At 31.9% G+C, this 24,355-nt stretch carries 24 protein-coding genes; 12 read left to right on the top strand and 12 right to left on the bottom strand.

Annotated features, from left to right (window positions below; all coding sequences use genetic code 11):
• Positions 1-177 precede the first annotated feature (177 nt).
• From PSA_RS25515 to PSA_RS21515, 5 genes are all read left to right on the top strand, one after another.
• Positions 178-333 carry a hypothetical protein gene (locus tag PSA_RS25515; protein ID WP_157575813.1) on the top strand — a complete coding sequence of 52 codons (156 nt, stop codon included), beginning with the start codon at positions 178-180 and terminating at the stop codon, positions 331-333.
• Between the two features lie 69 nt (positions 334-402).
• Positions 403-774 (top strand): hypothetical protein, encoded by a 372-nt coding sequence (locus tag PSA_RS21500; protein ID WP_042143379.1) that lies wholly within the window; start codon positions 403-405, stop codon positions 772-774.
• Between the two features lie 36 nt (positions 775-810).
• Positions 811-3,072, top strand: coding sequence for an ABC transporter permease (locus PSA_RS21505; protein ID WP_042143376.1), 2,262 nt, complete (start codon positions 811-813; stop codon positions 3,070-3,072).
• Positions 3,073-3,075: 3 nt separating this feature from the next.
• Positions 3,076-4,335, top strand: a complete 1,260-nt coding sequence (locus PSA_RS21510) for an efflux RND transporter periplasmic adaptor subunit (RefSeq protein WP_042143374.1) — start codon at positions 3,076-3,078, stop codon at positions 4,333-4,335.
• On the top strand, positions 4,336-5,034 hold the full coding sequence (locus PSA_RS21515) for an ABC transporter ATP-binding protein (RefSeq protein WP_042143371.1): 699 nt from the start codon (positions 4,336-4,338) through the stop codon (positions 5,032-5,034).
• A gap of 55 nt (positions 5,035-5,089) precedes the next feature.
• Here PSA_RS21515 and PSA_RS21520 read toward each other — a convergent pair whose 3' ends face one another.
• Together PSA_RS21520 and PSA_RS21525 are read right to left on the bottom strand one after the other, a co-directional pair.
• Positions 5,090-9,226, bottom strand: coding sequence for a two-component regulator propeller domain-containing protein (locus PSA_RS21520; protein WP_371257867.1), 4,137 nt, complete (start codon positions 9,224-9,226; stop codon positions 5,090-5,092).
• A 74-nt stretch (positions 9,227-9,300) separates the two neighbouring features.
• The gene (locus tag PSA_RS21525; RefSeq protein WP_042143368.1) at positions 9,301-10,734 is read right to left on the bottom strand and encodes a PLP-dependent aminotransferase family protein; all 1,434 of its coding nucleotides are present in this window, start codon (positions 10,732-10,734) and stop codon (positions 9,301-9,303) included.
• Positions 10,735-10,829: 95 nt separating this feature from the next.
• Between PSA_RS21525 and PSA_RS21530 the strand changes: the two genes are divergently transcribed.
• Positions 10,830-11,729: an EamA family transporter gene (locus tag PSA_RS21530; protein WP_042143365.1), complete on the top strand. Its 900-nt coding sequence runs from the start codon at positions 10,830-10,832 to the stop codon at positions 11,727-11,729.
• 44 nt (positions 11,730-11,773) lie between these two features.
• Here the strand turns inward: PSA_RS21530 and PSA_RS26035 are convergent, their stop codons facing one another.
• The 3 genes from PSA_RS26035 to PSA_RS27370 all read right to left on the bottom strand — a co-directional run bounded on the left by PSA_RS26035 (position 11,774) and on the right by PSA_RS27370 (position 12,695).
• Positions 11,774-11,971, bottom strand: a complete 198-nt coding sequence (locus PSA_RS26035; protein ID WP_042143363.1) for a nucleoside recognition domain-containing protein — start codon at positions 11,969-11,971, stop codon at positions 11,774-11,776.
• A gap of 341 nt (positions 11,972-12,312) precedes the next feature.
• A complete protein-coding gene (locus PSA_RS21540; protein ID WP_042143361.1) occupies positions 12,313-12,534 on the bottom strand; it encodes a FeoB small GTPase domain-containing protein in 222 nt (73 codons plus the stop codon).
• On the bottom strand, positions 12,534-12,695 hold the full coding sequence (locus PSA_RS27370) for a FeoA family protein (RefSeq protein ID WP_082305868.1): 162 nt from the start codon (positions 12,693-12,695) through the stop codon (positions 12,534-12,536). Before PSA_RS27370 ends, PSA_RS21540 begins: the two co-directional genes overlap by 1 nt.
• Before the next feature lie 325 nt (positions 12,696-13,020).
• On the opposite strand from PSA_RS27370, the gene PSA_RS21545 reads away from it, so the two are divergent.
• The 4 genes from PSA_RS21545 to PSA_RS21560 are packed head-to-tail and all read left to right on the top strand — an operon-like array spanning position 13,021 to position 16,527.
• Positions 13,021-15,441, top strand: a complete 2,421-nt coding sequence (locus tag PSA_RS21545; RefSeq protein WP_231665476.1) for a YdbH domain-containing protein — start codon at positions 13,021-13,023, stop codon at positions 15,439-15,441.
• Positions 15,442-15,454: 13 nt separating this feature from the next.
• Entirely contained in the window at positions 15,455-15,637 is a 183-nt protein-coding gene (locus PSA_RS21550; protein WP_042143358.1) for a YnbE family lipoprotein, read from the top strand.
• Between the two features lie 9 nt (positions 15,638-15,646).
• Positions 15,647-15,979, top strand: coding sequence for a YdbL family protein (locus PSA_RS21555; RefSeq protein WP_231665478.1), 333 nt, complete (start codon positions 15,647-15,649; stop codon positions 15,977-15,979).
• 2 nt (positions 15,980-15,981) lie between these two features.
• Positions 15,982-16,527 carry a DUF1697 domain-containing protein gene (locus PSA_RS21560; protein WP_042143356.1) on the top strand — a complete coding sequence of 182 codons (546 nt, stop codon included), beginning with the start codon at positions 15,982-15,984 and terminating at the stop codon, positions 16,525-16,527.
• A 178-nt stretch (positions 16,528-16,705) separates the two neighbouring features.
• Here PSA_RS21560 and PSA_RS21565 read toward each other — a convergent pair whose 3' ends face one another.
• Both PSA_RS21565 and PSA_RS25525 read right to left on the bottom strand, forming a co-directional pair.
• Positions 16,706-17,122 carry a hypothetical protein gene (locus tag PSA_RS21565; RefSeq protein ID WP_042143355.1) on the bottom strand — a complete coding sequence of 139 codons (417 nt, stop codon included), beginning with the start codon at positions 17,120-17,122 and terminating at the stop codon, positions 16,706-16,708.
• A 2-nt stretch (positions 17,123-17,124) separates the two neighbouring features.
• Positions 17,125-17,331, bottom strand: a complete 207-nt coding sequence (locus tag PSA_RS25525; protein WP_269432883.1) for an alpha/beta hydrolase-fold protein — start codon at positions 17,329-17,331, stop codon at positions 17,125-17,127.
• 472 nt (positions 17,332-17,803) lie between these two features.
• Between PSA_RS25525 and PSA_RS21570 the strand changes: the two genes are divergently transcribed.
• Positions 17,804-18,301, top strand: coding sequence for a membrane protein (locus tag PSA_RS21570; RefSeq protein WP_042143353.1), 498 nt, complete (start codon positions 17,804-17,806; stop codon positions 18,299-18,301).
• A gap of 1 nt (position 18,302) precedes the next feature.
• On the opposite strand, the gene fdxA is transcribed toward PSA_RS21570, so the two are convergent.
• On the bottom strand, positions 18,303-18,638 hold the full coding sequence (gene fdxA, locus PSA_RS21575; RefSeq protein WP_042143351.1) for a ferredoxin FdxA: 336 nt from the start codon (positions 18,636-18,638) through the stop codon (positions 18,303-18,305).
• A 146-nt stretch (positions 18,639-18,784) separates the two neighbouring features.
• Between fdxA and PSA_RS21580 the strand changes: the two genes are divergently transcribed.
• Positions 18,785-20,422, top strand: coding sequence for an NAD(P)/FAD-dependent oxidoreductase (locus PSA_RS21580; RefSeq protein WP_042143349.1), 1,638 nt, complete (start codon positions 18,785-18,787; stop codon positions 20,420-20,422).
• Positions 20,423-20,465: 43 nt separating this feature from the next.
• Here the strand turns inward: PSA_RS21580 and PSA_RS21585 are convergent, their stop codons facing one another.
• The 4 genes from PSA_RS21585 to PSA_RS21600 form a co-directional block, all read right to left on the bottom strand.
• Complete coding sequence (locus PSA_RS21585) at positions 20,466-20,885, bottom strand: hypothetical protein (protein ID WP_042143347.1); 420 nt, start codon at positions 20,883-20,885, stop codon at positions 20,466-20,468.
• Positions 20,886-20,981: 96 nt separating this feature from the next.
• On the bottom strand, positions 20,982-21,464 hold the full coding sequence (locus PSA_RS21590; RefSeq protein WP_042143345.1) for a GNAT family N-acetyltransferase: 483 nt from the start codon (positions 21,462-21,464) through the stop codon (positions 20,982-20,984).
• 34 nt (positions 21,465-21,498) lie between these two features.
• Positions 21,499-23,508 carry a UvrD-helicase domain-containing protein gene (locus PSA_RS21595; RefSeq protein WP_052379846.1) on the bottom strand — a complete coding sequence of 670 codons (2,010 nt, stop codon included), beginning with the start codon at positions 23,506-23,508 and terminating at the stop codon, positions 21,499-21,501.
• 222 nt (positions 23,509-23,730) lie between these two features.
• Positions 23,731-24,279 (bottom strand): TlpA disulfide reductase family protein, encoded by a 549-nt coding sequence (locus PSA_RS21600; RefSeq protein WP_052379845.1) that lies wholly within the window; start codon positions 24,277-24,279, stop codon positions 23,731-23,733.
• Positions 24,280-24,355 lie beyond the last annotated feature (76 nt).

Consider the following 24,355-nt stretch of genomic DNA (forward strand, 5'->3'; position numbering starts at 1 on the left):
GTTAATTTTCATAATTTATATCGCAATTTTTATTGTAATTTTAAATAAATCGCATGAAACCCCAAAAGTTCCTAAAAGTGAGATGATTGTAAAATTAACGTTTACAATACAAGAACTAAATGTTAATTTCTAGTTCCCAAAACAGCTTTGGGTAATAATTATAAAATAAGGATAGTTATGAAAAAATCAAAAAAAATGATTCTTGGTGCAATATTTAGTATTGCGACTTTATCTGCTACTTCAGCATATGCCTGCTCTATTTGTGCATGGGGAAATGGTTGGGTTGCTACATGTGATTCTGGTGGCAACTTGTGTGCATTGCACTTTTATTAAAGTTGATGCATAGTAGCTAGCTTTATTAAGTTGGCTACTAACTAAATGAGTATTAGTTAAGGAAAATAAATGAAAAATATAATTTTAGCTTCAATCTTTTTCTTTTGTTTAAGCGTATTCGCTGATGAAAGAGTAGTATTGCAAGAGAGTGAGTTTAGAGCTCAATGGAAAGAAACACCAACAATGGCTACGTTAATGGCTACAAAAACACCTAGTGGTGAAATGATTTGGAAAACAAAAACTAAAATAACAGCGAAGGCAAAATTTGTAATTACACCTGAAGGTAAAGCTAAAAATATAGAAATATTATCAACCACTCCGGATAAACCTGGTTATAAAGAAGCTTTTAAAAAATATTACGAAAACGTCACTTTTACCGCTAAGGTTAAAACTCCGAAAGCACCTGCAACAGTATTTGACAGTACTTTCTTTGGTCAATAGAGATGTTTACTTTACATTGTTGGTGTATTTTAAACTGTGATTAAATTGCGTAACTTAGCTTTATTTAAAAGATTACAAAAACACATGGCGGTTTCATTAAGTAGTCTTTTGTTTTTTATTGTAATTATTATTTTTTATGCATCAACACTGTTGATGCAACAAGTAAAATATCCTTACCCTAAAGGCTCATCTCCACAAGGAGCTTGGCACACGCTCTATAAATTAGATTCAGCAAATAAACTCGAGCGATTTAATTTAGAAGAAATTACAAACTTGTCTCGTAATGCAATGGATAAAAACATATGGGGCACTGTTATGCCTGGCGTTGTCGTATCAGGAGAAAACAAACAAAAATCTGAAATTGAATATTTATCAGATAATGCTATTAAATTGCTAGATATACCTAAAATAGAAGAAGTATTAACGGGTGATAATGCATTTGTAACTAAAGTTTTAGCTAATGAATTGAAAATCAAAATTGGTGATTTTATTACTATAAATACTAAGGTATTTAGAGTAGCCGCAATATTGCCTTTAAGCTTTAATGGCGTCTCAAATAAAGCATCTGTTATTGTGAATGTGTCTAATTTTGTCCCTACACATTACTATCAGGTAGATGAAAAAATAGGAGAAATAATTGCGCGACAAAGCAAAGTATTTTTTTATAGTGAAAATAGTAAATATGGAATAAATTTTAATAACAAAAATCATGTTAAAGGCATTTTAGTATCACCATTAGTGTATATTGAGTTATCAAATATTACGCAAACCATATTTGTTTTTTCGATTTTTCTTATGTTTATTATGTTTTTAAGTGAAATAATAACATTAAATAAATGGTTAGATACGCTACAAGGCAAGTTGGCACTCCAAGCCGTATTAGGTAGTACGGTAAAACAAAATATATATTATTTACTTAAAATATACCTTTGGCCTAGGCTATTGTTAATTATTTTTATTATCTCAAACATAAAAATAATTAATTCGAATATTGAAAACTTTATAGGCGAGACATTAATTAGTAGTGACCATACAGTGATATCCTGTGTGTATTTATTTGTTATATTTATATTTTTTTCTTTATTTGTAGCAAGCAGAGCATTTTCAACAGTATTAAATACCACTAAAAACATTAAAAGCTTAAGTCGCTCAACAAAGAAAAACTCAGTATCAGAGTCTTTACGAATATGTTTAGCATTATTATTAATTACACCTGTTTTCTTAACCATTTTAATGATTGAGTCATTTTCGGCTTTTACGGCACTTAATCGAGATAGTCATATTGATATGGATAACTTATATACTGTCCAATATAGACAAAAAGGAACTGCGAGTTTATTAACAAATGATTTCACACAATTTAAAGCAGATATAAATCAAATCGCGTTAGAATTAAATAAACTAAATGATTATAAAGTAACGATTAGTAATGCTTCGCCATTTAACCCTCCTATGTTTGAAGTGCAGCTGTCAGCCACCAGTGACATTATTTTATCCTTACCAGAGCAGGTGAAATCAATATTAACTGATAGAAATTATCATAAGGTAGTTAATCACTTAATGACTTCGGGTGTCATGCCCTCAAATGAAAATGAAATAGCGGTTTCGGACGCTTTTGCTAAAAGTTATCTAAGAGGTAACCCATTAGGAAAAAAGATCCACTTGAGATCAAAATCAAGTAAAGGATTAAAAATTGTAGGCATTGTCAAAGATGCATACTGGTTAGACCCAAAAGCAAATAATATCCCTTTGTTATGGCAATACAACCCTGATTTTGCTAGTGGCACTATGATTATAAAAACTGATAATTCAATGAGTTATTTATCAGAAATAAATAACATAATTCGAGATAATCATTTTACAATTAAAGTTTATAAAGCGGTCTCAGTTTATGATAAAAAACAACTAGTACTTAAAAAAGAAAGTACATTATTGATTATTTTAATAGTGGTGATGATAATTATTTTTATCGCATTATTTTTAAATATTAAAGCGACAATCCAAAACTATATTCAATCAAGATTAATCGAAATAAAAGTGAAATTATCTGTAGGAGCAACAAAAAACCAAGTCTGTTCAGATCTATTTTGCTCTTCCTTTAATTGGTTTGGCACAAGCTGTTTAGTAGGTGGTTGCTTTTGTATTATTTTTACTTATAACTACTATTCAAATGCGAATTCACTTATTTTTATTCTCCTTTCTTTTTTCAGTGTTATGAGTATTTTAGTGATTTCCTCAGGAGTACAAATTGCAAAGATCTATAAAATATCGCCATTAGATTTGTTTAAGGACGACTAACAAATGCAACTTAAAGACACATTAAACCAATTATCAAATAACAATAAACTTAGCAAAAAGTATTATTTATTAATTTTTAGCAGCATTACTTTTTTATTACTCTTGGGTTATTTTGAATATTTTAACGCTCAAGAAGTAAATATTAATGATATCAGTTTAACGAAAGCAAAATATGGAGAAATTGAACCGATAAAAAATGTTATCGGAGAAGTGATGTCTCGAGAAAAAACGGCTTTAATAAGCCAAGTATCTGGGATCATAAAATCGAATAATTTATATAATGGTAAAAACATTGCTAAAAGTGAATTACTTGTTGAATTAGAAAACCCAGAAATTCAATACGCTTATGTTGATATTAATAGTCAATTATTACAATTGAAAAATGAAAGTAAACTTCAAATAGCTAAAAAAGAATTAGAAATATTTAATAAAAAAAATCAGCTCTCTAAAGTTGAGTTACAGCTTGAATTCGAAAAATTAAAATATCAGGGAAAGTTAAAGTTGGCCAATAAAGGAGTTATATCTGCTTTAGATATAAAATCTATTGAATTAGAAATACAAATTATTGAAAAAGGAATTAAAGATTCTTTATATGAAATAAAGTTAAATGAAGATATTTTTGAGCTTGAAAAAATTAACTATCAATCTCAAATAGAAACATTAACAAATAAGCTTGCGTTAGAAAAATCGAAAGTAGATAAATTAAGCGTAACGTCTCCGATACATGGGCAAGTTTTAAGAATAGCAGATAAGGTCTCGGTTGGTGCATCTATCCAAAAAGGTGAGTTGTTAGCAAATATATTCGATGAAAAAAACTTAAAGATTAGACTAAGAGTACCTCCTAGTATTGTAAAGAATTTATCTGTAGGACTTAAATCTCAAATAGAAATCAGGAATAAAATAATACCTGCAGAAGTCTCCTTTATTGAAAATAAAGTAAATAATGGCTCAGTCTATGTTTGGCTTAAAGCACAAATTAATCTATCAGAAATAACTTCTGAAGGAGAAAATGTGAATGCCAAACTACTATTACCAGTTAAAAGTAATACTAGGCTGCTAGCAAAACCATTATGGTATAACGGCCCTGGATTATATAAATCATATTGCTTTAAGGATGAAATTTTAGAGCCTTGTGAAGTTGAGTTTGGCGCTGCAGATGAAAATCATGTTAATTTAATTTCTAATAACGCTGGATTTGAAGCATTTGAATTATCAAATAATAGTCATTGGCTCGGTGATAAAGCTCTTAGAGTGAGATTGTAAGTGATTGTTTTAAAAAATATAAATAAGAAGTTTAAAAATGGAAAGCTTCATGTGCTTAAAGATATTAATCTTGAAATTATGAACGGCGAGTTTGTTACAATTTGCGGCCCTTCAGGGCATGGTAAATCAACATTACTTACGATATTAGCTATGTTAGATCAAGCCGATACAGGAATGTATACTATTGAAGACATTGACGTTTCAAAGTTGACTCTAGATAAAAGTGCAAAGGTGAGGTCAAAACACATAGGTATCATTTTTCAATCTTTTAACTTAATTGGAGATTATACCGTTAAAGAAAATGTAATGCTTCCTTTGAAATATTCACCCCATATTAGTACTGCAGTTCATGAACAAGTGTTTTTAAAAGCGATGAAAGATGTTGGCTTAGAAGATAAAATCAACGAATATCCTAGTAATCTTTCAGGGGGGCAGCAGCAAAGAGTTGCTATTGCGCGCGCTCTTGTAACGTCACCCTCTATAATTTTTGCCGATGAACCGACTGGAAATTTAGACTCTAAAAATGCGCAAAAGATATTGGAATTATTAAAAACGCTCAATAATGACGGTGTAACGGTATGCATGGTGACACATGATCAGAATATAGCGACTCAATCAGATAGAATAATTAATATTCATGATGGTGTTGTCAAAGCTGATAGTTCGGAACGCAATGAAGTCTGTATTATTAAAAAGTAATTTATTAAATTAAGTTTGGAAGTATAGTATCTTTAGTGCAATGATAAATTTAGTGTTATTTAGCAATCCACAATTTTAATTTTTCTACTAAATTAATGGGAATAATGGGTTTAGTTAAATAATCACTCATACCTGCATCTATACATTTTTGTTTATCGCCTAACATAGCATTGGCGGTCATTGCTATTATTGGTATAGTAGCATTTTCAACTCCGGCTTCACCCATTCTAATTCTTCTAGTCGTTTCATACCCGTCCATTTTAGGCATTTGACAATCCATTATTATAAGAGAATATAGGTTTTTGTTTTCTAATAATTGCATAGCTTCAATACCATTATTAGCTACATCAACTTTTATACTTAAATTATTGAGAATGCTCAAAGCAACCATTTGATTAACTTGATTATCTTCTACAAGCATAATGTTAACTCCTGAAAAATTAGCATGGTAATGCTTCGATTTTTCTGATTTATCGAGCTCTTTTTCCGAAATTAATTCATTAGTTGAAGTTAATTCTTTTTGTATTACATTACGTAAGCTTGTTGTTGTCACAGGCTTTGATAAATATAGATGCGTATTAAATTTAGAAAGTATGTGCTCATTAACTTGTTCATTTATTGTGGTCATGAGAATCACTTTCATATTGTTTTTATTAATAATATTTTTAATAATTTTTATTGATTCAAAATTATCAAGCAATTGAGAATCTATATTTATAAACACGATATTGAAATCAGCAATATCCAAATCATTTAGGCTGTTAGCATAGTTTTTTAATGATTGTGTATTATCAGAGACTTCATCAACCGTAGAACCCCATTTTTCTAATTGTCGGCGCATTGTTTTTCGATTGGTGGTATTGTTATCAATAATCAAAATATGGTGTTTAGAATAATTTTCACACCTAGGTTTGATATCGATGTGAGTACTTTTTTGAACTAAGCATGTTATTTCAAAGCAACTGCCATTATCGACTTCACTCGAGACTGTAATATCACCTTTAAGTAATTTACATAATTTTTTTGTAATACTGAGCCCTAAGCCAGTACCACCATATTTTCTTGTTGTTGATGCATCAACTTGATTAAAGGCACCAAATAACATGGCAACTTTATTATTTGGTATACCTATGCCAGTATCTTTAACTGAACATTTTAATAAGATGTTTTGAGAGTTTGAATCGGGTGTTAACTTTGCCGTAATGACTATTTCACCATGGTCAGTAAATTTAATTGCGTTACTTAAAATATTAGTCAGTATCTGTCTTATTCTATTGGGATCAGAGTTGATATATTGCTGATTAATATCTGTCACATCTAAAATCACTTCAACACCTTTATTTTGAGCGAGTAAGGCCATTGATTGAGCTAATTTTTCTAGTAAATTTATTAAATCGAAATTGATATACTCGAGCTCTAAACGTCCAGCTTCAATTTTTGAAAAGTCCAAAATGTCATTAATCAGTATTAAGAGTGAGTTAGCACTTGAAAATGCAATATTGACTCGATTTTCTTGCTCTGTTGAAAGTTGGCTGTTTTTCAGTAAGTCGAGCATGCCTATGACACCATTCATTGGGGTTCTTATTTCATGACTCATATTCGCCAAAAATTCAGACTTTAACTGCGTAGCTTCTTCCGCTTTTTTTAAAGCATTAGTCAGGTCTACTGCTTGTGTTTCAAGTGATGCTGTTTTTTCAGAAACCTGCTTTTCTAGTTGAGTAACAAATTGTTTTTGTCTTAAAATTTCATTTTTTTGTAATCGTGTTTTTAAGTAAATTGCTGTTGAGGCGATAAATATGATTATCGCTAGATATATACCGTAAGCCCACCATGTTTGCCATGGTGGTGGAGAGATTTTTAAATTGATAGATAATACTTTGGCTCCCCATTTTCCACTACTATTAGTTGCTTTAACTAAAAAGGTATAATTACCTCCATCTAAGTTTGTGAAAGAGGCATTGTTACGATTTCCTATGTCAATCCAATTATCGTCATAACCTTGAAGCTTATAAGCATATTGGCTTTTGTTAGGTGAAATATAATCTAGAACAGAAAACTCAAATGAGAAAATATAATCAAGATGCGTTAGTTGTATATCAGTAACATAGGAGTATGGTTTATCAAGTTTGACTGGCTGACCCATCTTATTAAACCCAGTTAAAATGAGATTAAAGTCATCTTTGTTTTCTTCAATTTTAGAGGGGGTAAAATATTCAATGCCTCTAGGGCTACTTGTGAAAAGTACCTCACCATCACCTTTTACAAAACTACCAGCATAAAAATTAGACCCGGATAAACCGTTTTGGCTATCAAAGTTAACTACCATGGCTGAAGAAACATTGATTTGAGAAATGCCCTTATTTGTTGTAACCCATAAATTGCCATGTTTATCATCTGCAATAGCGCGAATTAAAGATGTTGCTAGCCCATTATCTTTATTGAAATGCTTAAAAGTATGAGTCTCTTTTTGATATAAATTAAGTCCTTTTTGAGTCGCTATCCAAATATCACCTGTTTGAGATTGATATATATCTTGTACTATATTCCCTAATAAGCTCTTCGGATCTTTGTTATTATCTTGAAAAGATTTAAATTTTTGTTTTGATTCTTGCCAGATATTGACCCCATTACCAGTACCAACCCACATATTTTGATCACTATCTTTAAAAATAATTAAAACTTCGGGATGGGATAAGCCAAAATCGTAGTTTAAATGTTTAAACTTATTAGCTTTGGGGTCATAAATGTATACCCCGTTCTTATATGTACCAATCCACAAATTGCCATATTCATCAATGTTCAGTGCACGTAACTCTCTAAATTCTTGATGGTTTTTGACTGATTTTGGATAAGTTATAAATTGAATTTTATTTGTCTCGATATTAAATTTCGCTAACCCTTCATCTTGGGCTATCCAAAAACTATGATCGCCGTCAGGCAGTATGATTGGTCTTTCTAGTAGTTGATTACCACCAAAACCATTTTTTTCACTAAAAATAGAATCACTAATTAATGTTAAACTTTGCTCTGTTGTGCGCCATTTATATACCTCAGATGATGAGTTAACTATTAAAATATCGCCATTTTTATCAACAGTGATTCCATTTGGCGCTGTTAATTCTGGATTGTTAATTGATTTAAATTTACGGTGGGGGACTAATTTATAAATACCTTGAATTTCACTGGTGATCCAAATGGTTTTAGAGCTATCTTCAAAAATGACTCTAAGGCCATTATTATCATCAAGCTCCAATTTTTCAAGTGATTTGCTAAGCTGTGATTGTCTAAAAACGCCATTACTTGTTACAAACCAAATATAGCCTTGGTGATCTTCTATCATTGAGTTTACTTGGCCTAGGTTTTCATTTTTATCTAAGGTCAAAGTAATAAATTTCTGGGTTTTCTCATTAAATATAAAAGGACCTTGCTGTGTTCCTATATAAATTTTATTTTTTGAGGTTTTTAAAATATTTCTTATTTCATTTCTACCAGTAGGTGTTTTATTGTCTGGGTCGGGAAGAAAGTGAGAAAATGTATTATTAGACTTATTAAATAAATTTAGTCCAAAACTAGTAGCTATCCAAAGCGTGTTTTTATCTTTTTCTTCAATATCCCATATTCTATTGTGAGATAAACTAGAGCGTTCATTTTTATCTGCCTTAAACTTTTTAAAGCGATTATTCCCTAAATATAGATTTAATCCCTGATTGTATGATCCTAACCAGATTTTGTTTTCTTGATCATGAAATAATGATTGAATTCGATTCGATGAAATTGATGTTTTATTGTCTTTGCTGTGCAGAAAACTTTCAAATTGTCCTGTTTTAGGGTTATAAATATTTGCGCCCCCCCCCCAAGTTCCCACCCACATATTACCATTGCGATCTAACATTAAGTTGCCAGCATCATTATGCGAAAGCCCATTTGAATTCATACTGTCAAATTCAAATAGGGTGACTTTACGGCCATCGTATCTCATTACACCATTTTCAGCTGTTCCAAACCAAAGTAACCCTTGCTGATCTTGAATAATTGAGTAAATTTCAGAGGATATAAAACCATCTTCTTCAGTTAACTTTCTGACTGAGTATTCATTGATAAGATTAGAAGTTTGAGCAAAACAAACGTTTGACGTGATTGCCAAAAAAATTAAAAGAAAATTAATTAATAAATTATTTTTTATAAAATTCAATATTTTCAGCGCTAAAAGTCTATGGTAACTCTTACTTTAGTTTATTAAATGAACTATATCTACGATGAGAGTGATTAAAAATCTCTAGTTATTTGTTGAACTATTAAATGACACAAAGTGGCTAGTTGCTTACACCTCATAGAATTTGGATTATTTGCAGTATTAGATTTTGATATATCTGTAATCGCCCAACCAATATTAATACGTAAACAATCTTTATATAAATCTAAAGTACTAAATTCATTGCCTACTCTGAAATATACTTTATGTTTTGCTGCTTCTATTAATAATGCTTGTGCGTTTAAATTAGTTATTTGTATCCATAGCACTAGTCCACCTTGAGGCGTACTTATTCGTGCATTTTTAGGTAAGTTTTGACTAAGGAATTTATGATAATCTCGTACATTTTGATTTAGCTTTATTTTTAATTTTTTTAAGTGTTTTGCATATTGCCCTGAGTAAATAAATTCATATAACATGTTTTGTACAACTAAGTTAACACCGTAATTTCGTATACTTCTATTTAATAAGTATTGTTCGAAAAATCTGCCTGGTTCACACCAACCTAAACGATAGCTAGGTGAGAGGGTTTTAGAGATAGAACCACACCATAAAACCCAACCAGAGTTATCCCAATGTTTAATGGGAAGTGGATTATGAGCACTATGGCTGAGCTCTAGATAAATATCATCTTCTATGATTGGCGTTTGATATTGTTCGGCTAGTTTTGCAAGTTTTTGTTTTTGTTGTGCGCTAAAACTAATACCTTGCGGGTTGATATGGTTACTATTAAATAAACATGCTTTAACAGATTTACCTTTTAGATGTTGTTCTAATTGAATTAAGTCTAACTGAGCATCAAAACAGGGGATCTCTATAACTTTTCTATCTAAACTCGCTAGTAACTCAATTAAACCATTAAAACAGGGTGATGAAATTGCAATGGCATCACCAGGTTTCGTTGTCACTTCAATTGCGGTTTTAACTGCATCGATACAGCCATTGGTAATGGTTAATTTATTCGCATTTAAGGAAAAGTAATTGTCAGAAAAATGTTTACTCAAAACATGTCGTAAATTGGGCTGCCCTTGATAGTCAGGGTATAAATGAGATAAATGCTGACTCCTAGTATTTCCTTGTTTAGTGCATCTATTAAGCACATCAAATGGTATCAATTGAGGTGATATCAAAGAAATATAAAAAGGGCTGTTCATCGCCTCTATCAAAGGTGTTATGCGTTTTGGCAGGCTAACTTTACTTTCAAACAGGGGAAATTCTGGGATTTTATTTTTACCAAAAGGTTGTGTCACAAAATAACCTGATTGTGGTTTAACTTGAAGCCAACCAAGCTCTTGCAAATTTTGATAACAGTTAATTGCTGTTGTATTGCTTATATTTCGTATTTTTGAAAACTTACGAATTGCAGGCATACGTTGACCTAAGGATAATTTACCTAGCTCAATGTCAGAAATTATCTCTTTTGAAAGTAGAAGGTATTTAGCAGGCAAATTGTACTCTAAAAATATCTAAAAATTGCATCTGTTTATTATTTGTGAATTTCGCATACTAATCAAATATATTTTTAGAGATAAGGGAGTAGGGTATGTCACGAGTTCATATATTAATTGCCATCGTTGTGGCATGGATGTGGGGATTTAATTTTTCAGTAATTAAGCTCGGGGTAGAAGGTATGGACCCGCTAATTTTAGCCGGATTAAGGTTCACCTTTGCAGCGATTCCTGCAATATTTTTTATTAAAAAACCACGGGTATCATGGTCAGTATTAGCACTTTATGGACTGACGTTTGGTGTCGGGGTATGGGGCATGTTGACTTTATCAATTTATTTGGGTGTATCTGCTGGTATGTCGAGTTTAATTTTACAATCAAGTGCATTTATATCTGTCTTATTAGGCGTCATAATTTTAAAAGAAAAGTTATCTATATTTCGTAAAGTAGGCCTGTTTATTTCTATATTTGGCTTATCATTGATTTTTACATTACAAGATGGGTCTGTCACTTTAATAGGGATATTGTTTGCTTGTTTTGCATCAGTGAGTTTTAGTTTAGTTGGATTAATCATTAAAAAAGTAACAATTAACGATATGTTTGCGTTTGTTGTATGGTCTTGTGTTTTTGCTCCAGTGCCATTATTTGCATTATCTCTTATGCTAAATGGCACTTCGGTTTTTGTATCTTTGATAAATAATATGAATTACTTGAGTGTTTTTTCTGTTCTATTTCAAGCATATCCAGTTACTTTATTAGGCTATTGGTTATGGAATAAGCTTGTAGCACACTATCCTATGAGCACTATGGCACCACTGACATTATTAGTGCCACTATTTGCGCTATTGGGGTCAGCCATTTTTTATAATGAACAAATAGGCATGACTAAGCTGTTGGCTTGTGTATGTATTTTATCAGGTATCGCCTTTGGGTTTATTGAAGGGGTAGCTGAACCAATAATTAAAAAGTTAAAGCTTAAAATGCGTTTATATTAGCTTAATCCTTTTAATAAATTATGAGTAATTATGCCCATTCCTGCTTACCAATTATCTTCTTTAACTCCCATAGGAGCCAGTATCGGCATAACAATTTTTGCGCTGGCACTTAAAATTGATTGTTCGCTGTCTTGATTACCAAATTTGCCATCTGTGCCGATTGAATTAAAGAAATTAATAAATAAACACATAACTGGAATAAAAGTAGCGACGGTTTGAAAACCATTTCCGACACCTTCCACTATGGTCATCAGCTATTGTGGTAATTCAAATGGTGCTAAAAGATGAAGCGGGTAGTCAACAAATAGTGTAGCGCTTAGGATATCGAAAAAATCGATAAATGCGCTGCCTAAATTTATTGCAAACATAAACAATAAATACATCATTGCTAAAAATATTGGAATGCCCGTAATAGGATGCAATACAAAATTATCAATACGGTCGGTAAAACTTAATTGTGTAGATTGCGCAGATGTTGAATTGGCTAATGTATCTTTAATAAATTGGTGTTGTAACTGAGTGGCATCTAAAACATTAACAATACAGTCGATGTTTTACTTTGCTAAAAAGTCATGTGAAATGCTTAAGTCTTTTCCTTGAGAGTCTCTTTTGTTAAAGAACTTAAACCCGGTAAGTCAGAAAGTATAGCTGTATGGCTAGGTAAAGTTGCGTTACTTGATTTAACCGAAACTGTTACGCCTGACCAGTTACCTACTTTTTGGTTACCATCAGATAATAAATTAAAAAGGGTGCTTTTTCCCGAGTTGGCAAAACCAACTAATGCATAATGATCATAATAAGACATTAAATAACATCCACAATGATTTGTTTCGCTAAATGCTGTTGCACTATCATTTTTGTATTATTTAATCTAAAAGCGAGAGGGCCATTTAGTGGTGCCTTATGTGCCAGTGAAATTTCACAATTTGGTATGAATCCTTGTTCCAAAAGTTGGGTAGCAAGCACTTTATCTTAAGGAAGTGCTATGATTTTTGTTTTTTGATTTTTAGTCAAGTCAACTAATGTCATATATTAAATACCTTTGAAAATGATAATTTCTTACATTACGATTTTATAAGAATGATTACTCTAAGTACAAAGCAAATTAATTGAACTTGGTAATAGTTTGACTAAAATCAATGTTTTTTGTAACTGACTTCTACGGTTTATCTTTTTAGTGAAAATATTACATTTATAAGGAGGGTATGAAAAAAAATATCTACTTTACCTTAGATAAGCAGTATCATTTTAGCTGCTGATAACTCATGGTTTTATAAAAGAAATGGATCGCATGCAACGCTGGTTAAAATTAAGTTTTATTTGTGTAATTATGAGTATTTTTATATTCGGTGCAATGTTTAGCAATTGGCAGGCATTAATGCTTCATTTTGTTAAACCTTACCTTGCTCCATATAACATAGCTTTATCATGCTCAGAAATGAAACTAGCGTCTAATTTAGATGTAGTGATTGATAAGTTATGTTTAAAGCATAAGCTTTTTGATGTCACTTTAAGGCATGGAAAAGTTGATTGGTTTTATCAAGAGGGGATTAAATTTAAGGGCATTAATTTAAACTCAGTTGATGTTAAAAGCTTAAAGCCGATTGAATTTAAAAAATCTGAAACAGCATCAAAACCCCTTGTTGAGCTTCATTCACTTTTTAAAGAAATAAGTGGCTTTACCTTACCTTTTAACATCAATATTAACGAATTTACCTATAAAATTTTTAATTCAAAATCGGCTTATATCGGAAAATTTGTTGCTGCTGATAATGATTATAAAATCCAGCTTTCAACACCATTAAATTCTGAGGTGTTAGTTGCAACGCTTAACCTTTTTAATAATGAAGTTGAGGGTGAAATCTCTTTAAATGTACAGTCATCTATTGAATTTTTAGCTGCTCACGGTTTAACTTTTCCAGCAGAAATACAAAATAACTTAAATGTAAAAGGTGCTGTCAGCTCTCATTTTAATTGGAAAAAAAACCTACTGACTATAAATAAACAGACAGTAAGTTTAGTTGTATACAATGAAGTGGGCATATTAAATAGTGGGCCGTTTAAACTAAAACATAATGCAGTTTGGCAATCTGTAATAAGTGAAAATGAAATTGATTTAGCATTTGATCCTCAAAGTACTGCAAGTTTAAATTTTGATTATGATGCTGTGATTGCATTATTAAAAGACAAACAAGTACCAGAATATTTAATAGATTTGCTCATTAATAATAAAAAAGAGTTAATGATTATTAATCCTCAGGGGAGATTTAAGGTTAACTTTGAACAACAATTTATTGCCTTAGATGCAATTAAATTGAATATTTTAAATAGCGAACAATCAAGTTTAATAAATCTTGAAGGATTTTCTAGCAGCTTAAACTTTGACAGGTTTAATACAAAATTTAACGTTAACTCTGAACTTAATATATCTAATGAGATAGTGAAAGATGCAGCTCATATCGAATTGTCGGGTCAATTACATAAAAGTGAAGGTGATTTTTTTATAGATTTTGCTCCTGCCTCTAATATCATTTTAAAGAATTTAAGAGCTAAGTCTGTTTATATTCCTCAAATTCAAACTGAGCTTAAAGGTAAGGTGCAACATACCTCCAAAACAGGTTTGACTTTAGGGCTAAATCTAGAAACTAATGTACAAAAAGGAGATTTGAAAAAAATTATTAAAACGCAACAGCTAGTCATTGAATCAAAGCTAGATGGTACTTTAGAAAATTTGAAAGTAGCGGGAACTCTTGTACTAGATGATATTAATTTAGCAAATTATTCGATACAAGGTGATATTAATCAGCCATATATTGATATATCTATGGAGCAATTGAGTATTCCTAGTTTATTAGAATTAAATATTGCACATAAACCAGATTTAGCGCTTATTAATGGTTCAATAGATTATCAACTAAAAGGCCAGCTTACTGATATGAGCAATGCATTTAAAAATGAGCTGAATTTGCAGTTTAATGTTAAGGATGTGATTGGTGAAGTAAATGGTTTTTGGCTTGAGGGTTTATATTGGCAACAACACTTTGAATTAAAAAATCAAAAAATTACAACTTATGATATCGCTAATAATATAAGCTTAGGCAGTATTGATGCTGGTACACCCATTTCTGAATTACTTGCTACTACATCGATTAATTTTGAATCGAATAAACTCAATATAAACTTATTGAATGTTAAAGCTGATGCTTTTGGTGGTAGCTTCAAAATACCAGAATTAAAGTGGCCACTAGATGCAAAAAATCCTGTGACATTAAAGTTAGAACAAATAGATTTAAGTAAAATAATTGAACTTGAAAAGCAACAAGGGATCATAGTAACAGGTAGAGTGTCTGGTAATTTACCGCTATTTATAGATGAAAACATTAGAATTGAAAATGGCAAGCTATTCAATGTCGGTGAAGGGAGGATTCAAATTAAAGATAACCCAAGTGTCGAGTCTTTAAAGCAAACAAGTACAGAGCTTGCTTTAGCATTTGATGCTTTAGAAAACTTAGATTATCATCAATTAAATGCTGATGTATTTATGTATGATGATGGCAGAATGTTACTTGATACGGTAATAAAAGGGCGAAATCCAGATTTAGATAATGAAGTGAATTTAAACCTAAATATCAATTACGATTTACTTGGTTTAATTAAGTCATTAAGGATCGCTGATAATATGGAAAGTGAAATCATCCAAAAATCACAATAAAAGGACTAATAATATGAAGGCATTAATAGCTAGTTTTTTAGCTGTTATTCTATTGAGCGCATGTACGCATAAAGTAGAAGTAAGCGCGAAAGAGCCAATAACAATTAACTTAAACCTGAAGATTGATCATGAAATTCGTGTAAAAGTTGATAAAGAACTTGATGATCTTTTTAGTGAAGATAGCTCAATATTTTAAGGATAAAACATGAATAAATTAATGAAATACACCTCTTTTTTAATCATCATGCTAAGTATGTCATTTTCAGCCTTAGCATTAACGCTTCAAGACGCTAAAAAGCAAGGTTTAGTGGGTGAAATGCCTGATGGCTATTTAGGCGCGATCAAAAATAATGCGCAAGTTACCAGCCTTGTAAATTCAGTGAATAAAAAACGTAAAGACTTGTATATCTCATTGGCCCGTAAAAATAAAATTACTTTGGGTCAGATTTCTGCTTTAGCTGGAGAAAAAGCAATTCAAAAAACAGCCTCAGGTAATTTTATTAAAAATGCAAAGGGTAAATGGATTAAAAAGGACTAATCATGACCCAATATATTTCAATTATAAGAGGCATTAATGTAAGTGGTCAAAAAAAAATTGTAATGAAAGAATTAAAGTCATTATATGAAAGCTTAGGTTTTGAAAATGTACTGACTTATATTCAAAGTGGCAATGTGATCTTTAACTCAGATATAGACCATGTTCTGGATATTCAAAAATTAATAGAAGATGCGATAAAAACTAAGTACAACTTTGAAGTACCAGTTGATATCAGAACATCAAATGAATTTGAAAAAGTGTTAGCTAACCTTCCTTTTGGTGAAGTGGACTTAGAAGCTGATGGCACTAAAATGCTGATTACTTTTTTATTTCATCAGCCTGATAAATCGGCTGCAAATAGATTGATGGAGTATGTTAAAGCACCTGAAAAATTAGTATTGGGTGATAAATGCATTTATTTACATTGCCCAAATGGCTACGGAAAAACTAAGTTGTCGAATGTATTTATAGAAAAGAAACTTGATGTTTTAGCGACAACCCGAAACTTAAAGTCAGTTAATAAATTGTGTGAACTAGCGAGGTGGTAAGTTAAAGCATTAAATAAATCAGCCACATAAACCTAAAGCGGCTGATTTATTTTGGTATCTTTCAACCTGGTTTGTAAAAAAGGCACATTTTGTGGTGAGGTCTTTTGGGCTATTTTAACTGCTTCTTTAAAGCTTAAAAGTGCTTTCTCCTTTGAACCTAAATTTTCATATCCTCTTGCTAAACAAGTTTTGCACCCGGCGACTCAGGGTTACCTCTAGAGTTTTCTAAAAATATCTCAACAGCTTCTTTTGGATTAGCTTCCATAAAGTTATATCCAAGACGACGAATTGTGCGTTCAGGTATTTGGGGCGATACTTGATATTTATCACTTCGTTTTTCATAAATTTTTTGCAAGCTTTTAAGGCCACCATTTTTATCAAACTTACTATATTGCATATAGATAGGTGTATGGAAGTCAGAAAATACAAAAGAGGCACCTTGGTATAAAGTTAAATAAGGTGTTGTCATATATACTTGCTCAGGAATAAATTCATAGTGCCAGTTTAAAGAATCAGGAGCTTGTTTTTTCATTAAATCAACAAATTTATCTAACGCTTGAGTAACTTCTACACCTTCAGCCGCTACATCTGTCATCGTCAAGTAGAGCGATTTATTAAGGCTTTTATTATTTTAAATAATTTATCAAAAGCTGTGAATAGTGCTTTATCGTTAGGGAACATATATGGGCTTGTGGCAATATAGTTTTCAAATAAATCAGGTTTGCTTGCAAGTGCTTTAATTACAAAAGCGCCCGCCATAGAGTGACCAAAAATGGTTTTGTGATTTGATGTTCTTTTTAATATTAAATGATAACAGGCTTTTAGTTTGAAATTTCAGCCTGTTTACTAGACCGATAAACTTAAATTTTTATTAAAATAAAAAGGGGTTTGAAAATAAAAAGGGGTCGGAGTTAATTAATTTAAAATATCGTTAATTGACTCCGACCCCTTTATTGGTTTTCATTCTACAACTCTGAATATTTCCCTTTAACCCAGCCAATTTGTGAACCTATTTCATTAAACCATTGAGATAATCAGTTAACTACATCTGGTTTGTGACCAAACTTTGCGTCGATTGACCAACTTGCAATCATCATTTTAGTTGTCCTTTGTTTGAATAAAATACAGTTGAAAGTATGGTGTAATTTATAAGGTTTACCATTTTACCCATTAACATTAAAAAAGGGGTCGGAGTGAATTAAAAAATTATTCATTTAATTCACTCCGCCCCCTTTTTGGGGGATAATGATGGCGTATTATTTGAATCGAGAGAACAATGGATAAGCTGCAGTTAATTAGTAAGATCATTACTCATTTAGAACAAGAATTAAAAGATGCAATTGAAGCCGCAACAAATGCACGTGATGCAGCTGTTAATGATGAGTCGGTTGCTGAAACCCAATACGATACCATTGCCATTGAAGCGGGGTATTTAGCACAAGGTCAATCTAAACGTGTTGATGAGTTTGAAACGGCGATTAAAGCTTTCCATGTGTTAAAAACACAAAAGCATATTGTTGAAGAAATTGAAGCCGATACGGCAATTACTATAGGCCATTTAGTCCAACTTGAGCAAGATGTCACTAAATTACATTGGTTCTTCATTGCTGCTTTTGCTGGTGGATTTGTTACCCAGCTTGAACAACAAAATATTACTGTAATCACACCTAAATCACCCATTGGCCAAGCTTTAGTTGGAAAGTGTTGTGATGACGAAGTAAAAGCTCAACTAGGCTTAAATACGTTAGAAGATTTTATTTCTACGGTTATTTAGCCTATTCTTCATTTTCAACAATTAAGAACTCTATTTTATTTTCTACACCGTCCCATACTTTAGCATCTTCAGGTGGGGCGATAACTTTGGTGATCCTTGGCCAAATTTCAGCTAATTCAGCATTTAATTTTATAAAGTCTTTTTGATCTTCCGGTACTTCATCTTCTTGATAAATAGCACCTGCTGGGCACTCAACTGGACATAAATCACAATCGATACATTCGTCTGGATTGATCACTAAAAAGTTTGGACCTTCAAAAAAAGCATCAGCAGGACAAACTGCTACACAATCAGTGTATTTACATTTAATGCAATTATCGGTTACTACAAAGGCCATAGGGTGTTATTTCCTAATAGGTATATGCAAAATAGAGGGGCATGATACCTAGCTAAAATATTAATTCAATCTCTTGTGTATTATTGTAGGCAATATCTAGCGCAATAAGGTAAAATACTGCTGCAATTTTTTCAATGAGATCCTCAATGCTGCGTTTAACCGACATAAAATTAGATTTGAATCACCAAGAAGGTGAATTAAAACAAGCCGTACTTAAAAAATTAAATATTACTGATGATCAATTAATTGATTTTACGGTTTTTAAACGTGGTTATGATGCACGCAAAAAAAATGTTATCACGCTAATTTATACACTTGATGTTGAAACATCGGTTAATGATGCTTTATTAGAGACGTTTGAAAAAGATCACAATGTTAAACTCAGTCCTGATATGACTTACAAATTTGTGGCAGAACTTCCAGATAACTTTAGTCAGCGCCCAGTTGTAATTGGTATGGGACCATGTGGTTTATTTACTGGATTGATTTTGGCCCAAATGGGTTTTAAACCTATTATTTTAGAACGTGGTCAAGAAGTAAGACAACGTACTAAGGATACCTTTGGGTTTTGGCGTAAAAAGATATTAAATACTGAATCAAACGTGCAATTTGGCGAAGGTGGTGCGGGTACTTTCTCTGATGGTAAATTATATTCTCAAGTAAAAGATCCTAAGCATTACAGCCGTAAAGTATTAAATGAATTTGTAGATGCGGGAGCTCCAAGCGAAATATTATATGTAAGTAAACCACATATAGGTACTTTTAAGCTAGTAACTATGGTTGAAAAAATGCGCGCTAATATTATTGCGTTAGGCGGAGAAATTCGTTTTGGCGAGCGTGTTGATGATATCCATATGGAAGAGTCAGGTGATGATCAACAAGTGACTGGTTTAACATTAGCCAGTGGTGAAAAAATTGATACTAACTTTGTTGCTTTAGCTATAGGCCATAGTGCCCGTGATACTTTTAAAATGATCCACGATAAAGGTGTTTATATTAAAGCAAAACCTTTTTCAGTTGGATTCAGAATTGAGCATGAACAATCTGTTATTGATGATGCAAGATTTGGTATACACGCTGGACATGAAATTTTAGGTGCTGCTGATTATAAACTTGTTCATCATTGTAAGAATGGTCGCTCTGTTTACAGTTTTTGTATGTGTCCAGGTGGTACAGTTGTTGCTGCAGCATCTGAAGAGGGACGTTTAGTGACCAATGGAATGAGTCAGTATTCACGTCATGAACGAAATGCAAATAGTGCAATTGTTGTTGGTATAGACCCAAGTGATTACCCATTAGTAGATGGGAAAGAAGATGTTTTAGCTGGTATAGAATTTCAACGTAAACTAGAAGAAAACGCCTTTAAAATTGGTGGAAGTAGTTATGATGCACCAATCCAACTTGTAGGTGACTTTTTAGCGGGTCGTGCAAGTGGTGAACATGGTGAGGTCATTCCATCTTATAAACCTGGCGTAACCTATTGTGATTTAAGTGAAACTTTGCCTGATTACGCAATTGAAGCAATACGCGAAGCGATCCCAGCGTTTGAACGTAAAATAAAAGGCTTCTCAATGAAGGATGCAACATTAACAGCTGTTGAAACGCGTACATCTTCTCCAATTCAAATTACACGTGATAGAGAGTCATTTGAAAGTTTAAATACGAAAGGTTTATATCCGGCAGGTGAAGGTGCAGGTTATGCTGGAGGAATTTTATCTGCAGGTATTGATGGCATTAAAGTAGCTGAAGCTATGGCTTTAGCTATGGTTCAAAGTGTTAAATAATAAAGGTTTAACTTCATTGTGAGACTGCCTATTACTACTACTCTTATTGAGAGTTTAAGGATAGGCAGACTATGAATAAAAATGAACTAGAAGCATTTGTCCGCGAAGCGGATCTGAACGCAGAATAAGGCGAGCGACCTCGGTTATAGTTATATAACTCAATATTTCGACTATCGGCTGAAATAGAGTTATCCTGACCTTGGAGGGTTAAGGCGCCAAATACAGACATTGTTTTATCTTTAGGCACAGTTATGTCGACTTCTATTGTCATAGAAGATTCTTGGTTACTCACTTCCATGTCTTTTTGAGCAATTGATTTAAAGTTTGGCCCCTGGATAATTAACGACATAGTGCCAAATTCGCTAGATATAAGGCTATACTCCAATGTGGTTTTAAGGGTAACATTTTCACCAGCCTTATACTGCAGCCAATCACTCGGTTCTAACATTTTGATTTTTAACACATCTTTACTTTGTTTTTTTAATGTTTTTTGACTCCCTGATTTTTTATCTCTGATGTCGAGTTATCACAACCCATCAATGACTTGAGACCGATTCTTTTATACATTATCAGGTGAGGTTGATAGATTGCATTGCATTACTAAAACCTTTTCACCTTTATTGGTTATTTGTTCAATAGGTTGCCAACCAAGTTGCGAATATATACCGCCTGAAAGGTTTTCTGTTTGCAAGTACAAAGTTTTTACACCGAGTGATTTTGCAATATCTTTAGCCTTTATGACAAGCTTTTTTGCTAACCCTTTACCTCTTTGCCTATGACATATATAGACACCACCTAGCCAGTACTCCTTCTCTGGATAAATGTCCATTTCATGATACTTTAATTGGCAAGTACCTAGTAATTTTTCATTTTTAATTAAGAGTAATACCAATGGTATCTTTGAGCAATTCAGTTGTGTTAGAAGTTTGTCTTTAATGATTTCAACACTCGGTGTCTCCATTAAATAAGCCCATTGCTTAAAATACCAGTGTGCTATTTGTGGTATAAACTCAGGCTTGTCTTTTAAGTAAATAAATTCCATTTTATACGGCTTCTTTTAATGAAGTTTCAGATACTTAATTGTAATTAATCATATAATCTTTTTCTAATAATTCAGTGATAAATTGACTCGGCTTTTTTATGTCACTTAATAGATGTACTGTGTGTTTTGTTCTAGTAATAGCGACATAAAATAGTCGTCGCTCTTCAGCATGCTGAAATTCTTCCGCTTTAGGCAGTAAACAATCTAATAATGGGGGAATTGGCTTTTGTGATGGGAAACCATATTTACCTTTATTGAGGCCTAATATAATCACATGATCAGACTCTTTACCCTTACTGGCATGAAAAGTATCTGTTTTTATATCTAAGTTTTTAAATTTAACGTTTAACTGATTTAAATTATGTCTATTAGGTAAATTAAACTTATATCGCGATAGAATATAAACAGACTGCTTAGATGACTTACTATCATTAATGTCTGCTAATACATGACTTAATTTATCTTCACTGTCACCTTGATGTAATGTAACTCTTGGCTCGTTAACTTGGGTATGTGTGAGAATTTCTTTATGTAATTGACGCGGGTTTTGCATTACAAATTTACTGGAAAAATCACTAATACTATTATTAAATCGAAAGGTTTTATCTAAAGCTGTGATTTGGGTTGCCCCAAAGTAACTTGCAAATTGCGTTGTTAAACTAATATCTGCTCCTGTAAATCTATAAATTGCTTGCCAGTCATCGCCTACACAAAATAGGGAAGAACCTGATACTTGCGTTTTTAATGCTTTAATTAGCCTGGCTCTAGGTTCTGAAATATCTTGAAATTCATCTACTAATATATGTTTCCAGTTTGATTTAAACCGGTTTGATTCGACGTATTGAATTGCCTTGATGATCATATCTTCAAAGTCTATTTCGTTACAGTCTAAAAGGTGTTTTTGATAAAGTTGATATATAGGTGATAATAATTCAAGCTCAGATTTTATTTGGCTTTGATCTTTATTTTTTGACAATCGATGCTGGAATTGTTGTTTATCAAATAGCGCTAATTTATATAAGCCGATCAATTGACTTAAATTTTTAGAAATTTCTTCAATATTGCCATCTAAATCTTTATTCGAGTTTAGATATGCTTGAGAATAACTTTGAACCTTTAACTTGAAATCACTTTGAGCCAGTAATAGTTTAAATTGAGCTTGGGTCCAGTTTTGTTTATTAGTTTCATTGGATGCAAGTTCACTAATATTTGGTGATTTAGATTCGACCGATGTAATAATATTTAAACCTAAACTATGAAATGTATTTACTCTAATTGATGAAAGGTTTAGTTTTTCTTTAATACGAACTTTCATTTCGTCAGCAGCTTGTTTACCAAACGCAAGTAATAAAAAGTCAGATTCTTTCGCTTGAACACTTTTCAATAAATAACCAACACGGCCTATCATAGTACTTGTTTTACCAGTACCTGCACCGGCTAAAATTAAGTTGTTTTGTTCATCAGTAATACAAGAAGTTTGTTGTCTATCAGTTAAAGGATTTGATTCAATTGATTGAAAGTAATCTAAATAAACTGCTTTTTGTCTATCTATATAGTTTTTTTGAAAAGCAGCTAAATGCTGTTCACTCCAGCTTACAACTAATTGTAAAAACTTTAATGATTTATGAATCGATTCATCAAAAGAGAATAATGCAATATCTTTAGGCCATAACTTCAGCTGTTTAATGGCCTTATTTTGGATATTAGTAAATGTATTTTTGCGTAAATAACCTTGACTCATTTTTGCTTTAATCGCATTAGCTAAATGAATTAATGCGGCTTTATTTATTTTACCCCATTGATCTAATATATTGGTTATTGCATTGCTTGCTGTATTTTTTGAAAGCCAGTTATAATGATATTGAATGTCATTAGCTTGCCAATTAAGACTCGAAAAAAAGAAATGAGATTCAATATATGGAAACGTCTCAAAGTCGGGCCAATTTATGAGTGTATTATCTAGCAAAACACCTTGAGTGCCAATTTCTAATGAAGCATGATTTTTAATGAAAAATTTACTAAGCCAATACCGCTTTAATTGCATGAAAACAAACTATAAAGAATAAAAGTAGAGTATAAAACAAATAAAGGGGTCGGAGTTAATTAATCAAACTTTTGAGTTAAATCTATTAAATAAATTATTCAACTCTCATAAATAGAAGGGAAAAGCATCTAACATGATGTAATTGTCATCAAAATCACATTTTAAACTAAAAAATTTAGCTTTAAATAATTTAATTAACTCCGACCCCTTTTTATTTTTTTATTAGCTGCCGCGTAGTGTTAGGCCAAGTTCGGTCGAATATCCCATAGAGCGGGCTGATAACTTTAGGTTTTCATCTATTACATAGTAAGTTGGGTATGCTTCTATTTGGTAATTTTGTCGTATTTGATGATTTCCCAATAATACGGTAAATGTGATCCCTAAATTATTTGTAAATTCCTTTACTTGTTCTGAGTTATCAAAATCAAGTGCTATGGCGATGGCATTGACCGAGCCATCTGAGACTTTGTTTTGTAAGTTAGGCATGCTTATTTTACAAATACTGCACCAAGGCGCAAAAAAATAAACAACGGTTTTTTGATTTTTTAATTGGCTTAAATCTAATCTGTTATTTTTGTTATAAGTTTCGTTTAATGAAGTGCTATTTGATAGCTTAGGTTCTTGTTTTTTCTCTTTATTTTCAAGTATAGGTAACGAAAAATAGGGGGCTGGTAAATCTCCAGATACATCTAATAAAGATGATTCCTTAAACATACTCACAAGATTAAAAATAATAATAGCAGCAACAACTTGTATTAAAATACTTTTCAAGCGACTTCCTTATAAATTTCAGTTTGAAATGTTGGTTATTTAAATAGACCGTTAAACAGCTAAATATATTCAAGTC

The organism is Pseudoalteromonas sp. '520P1 No. 423' (genome assembly GCF_001269985.1).
Lineage (GTDB): Bacteria > Pseudomonadota > Gammaproteobacteria > Enterobacterales > Alteromonadaceae > Pseudoalteromonas.

Bases quoted from the DNA above. Each gene is read 5' to 3' on its own strand.
- PSA_RS21570 (WP_042143353.1), top strand. From the start codon at position 17,804: ATGGATAAGCTGCAGTTAATTAGTAAGATCATTACTCATTTAGAACAA.
- PSA_RS21545 (WP_231665476.1), top strand. From the start codon at position 13,021: ATGCAACGCTGGTTAAAATTAAGTTTTATTTGTGTAATTATGAGTATT.
- PSA_RS21560 (WP_042143356.1), top strand. From the start codon at position 15,982: ATGACCCAATATATTTCAATTATAAGAGGCATTAATGTAAGTGGTCAA.
- fdxA (WP_042143351.1), bottom strand. From the start codon at position 18,638: ATGGCCTTTGTAGTAACCGATAATTGCATTAAATGTAAATACACTGAT.
- PSA_RS21530 (WP_042143365.1), top strand. From the start codon at position 10,830: ATGTCACGAGTTCATATATTAATTGCCATCGTTGTGGCATGGATGTGG.
- PSA_RS21580 (WP_042143349.1), top strand. From the start codon at position 18,785: ATGCTGCGTTTAACCGACATAAAATTAGATTTGAATCACCAAGAAGGT.
- PSA_RS21550 (WP_042143358.1), top strand. From the start codon at position 15,455: ATGAAGGCATTAATAGCTAGTTTTTTAGCTGTTATTCTATTGAGCGCA.
- PSA_RS21595 (WP_052379846.1), bottom strand. From the start codon at position 23,508: ATGCAATTAAAGCGGTATTGGCTTAGTAAATTTTTCATTAAAAATCAT.
- PSA_RS21555 (WP_231665478.1), top strand. From the start codon at position 15,647: ATGAATAAATTAATGAAATACACCTCTTTTTTAATCATCATGCTAAGT.
- PSA_RS21500 (WP_042143379.1), top strand. From the start codon at position 403: ATGAAAAATATAATTTTAGCTTCAATCTTTTTCTTTTGTTTAAGCGTA.
- PSA_RS21590 (WP_042143345.1), bottom strand. From the start codon at position 21,464: ATGGAATTTATTTACTTAAAAGACAAGCCTGAGTTTATACCACAAATA.
- PSA_RS25515 (WP_157575813.1), top strand. From the start codon at position 178: ATGAAAAAATCAAAAAAAATGATTCTTGGTGCAATATTTAGTATTGCG.
- PSA_RS21540 (WP_042143361.1), bottom strand. From the start codon at position 12,534: ATGTCTTATTATGATCATTATGCATTAGTTGGTTTTGCCAACTCGGGA.
- PSA_RS21565 (WP_042143355.1), bottom strand. From the start codon at position 17,122: ATGACAGATGTAGCGGCTGAAGGTGTAGAAGTTACTCAAGCGTTAGAT.
- PSA_RS21510 (WP_042143374.1), top strand. From the start codon at position 3,076: ATGCAACTTAAAGACACATTAAACCAATTATCAAATAACAATAAACTT.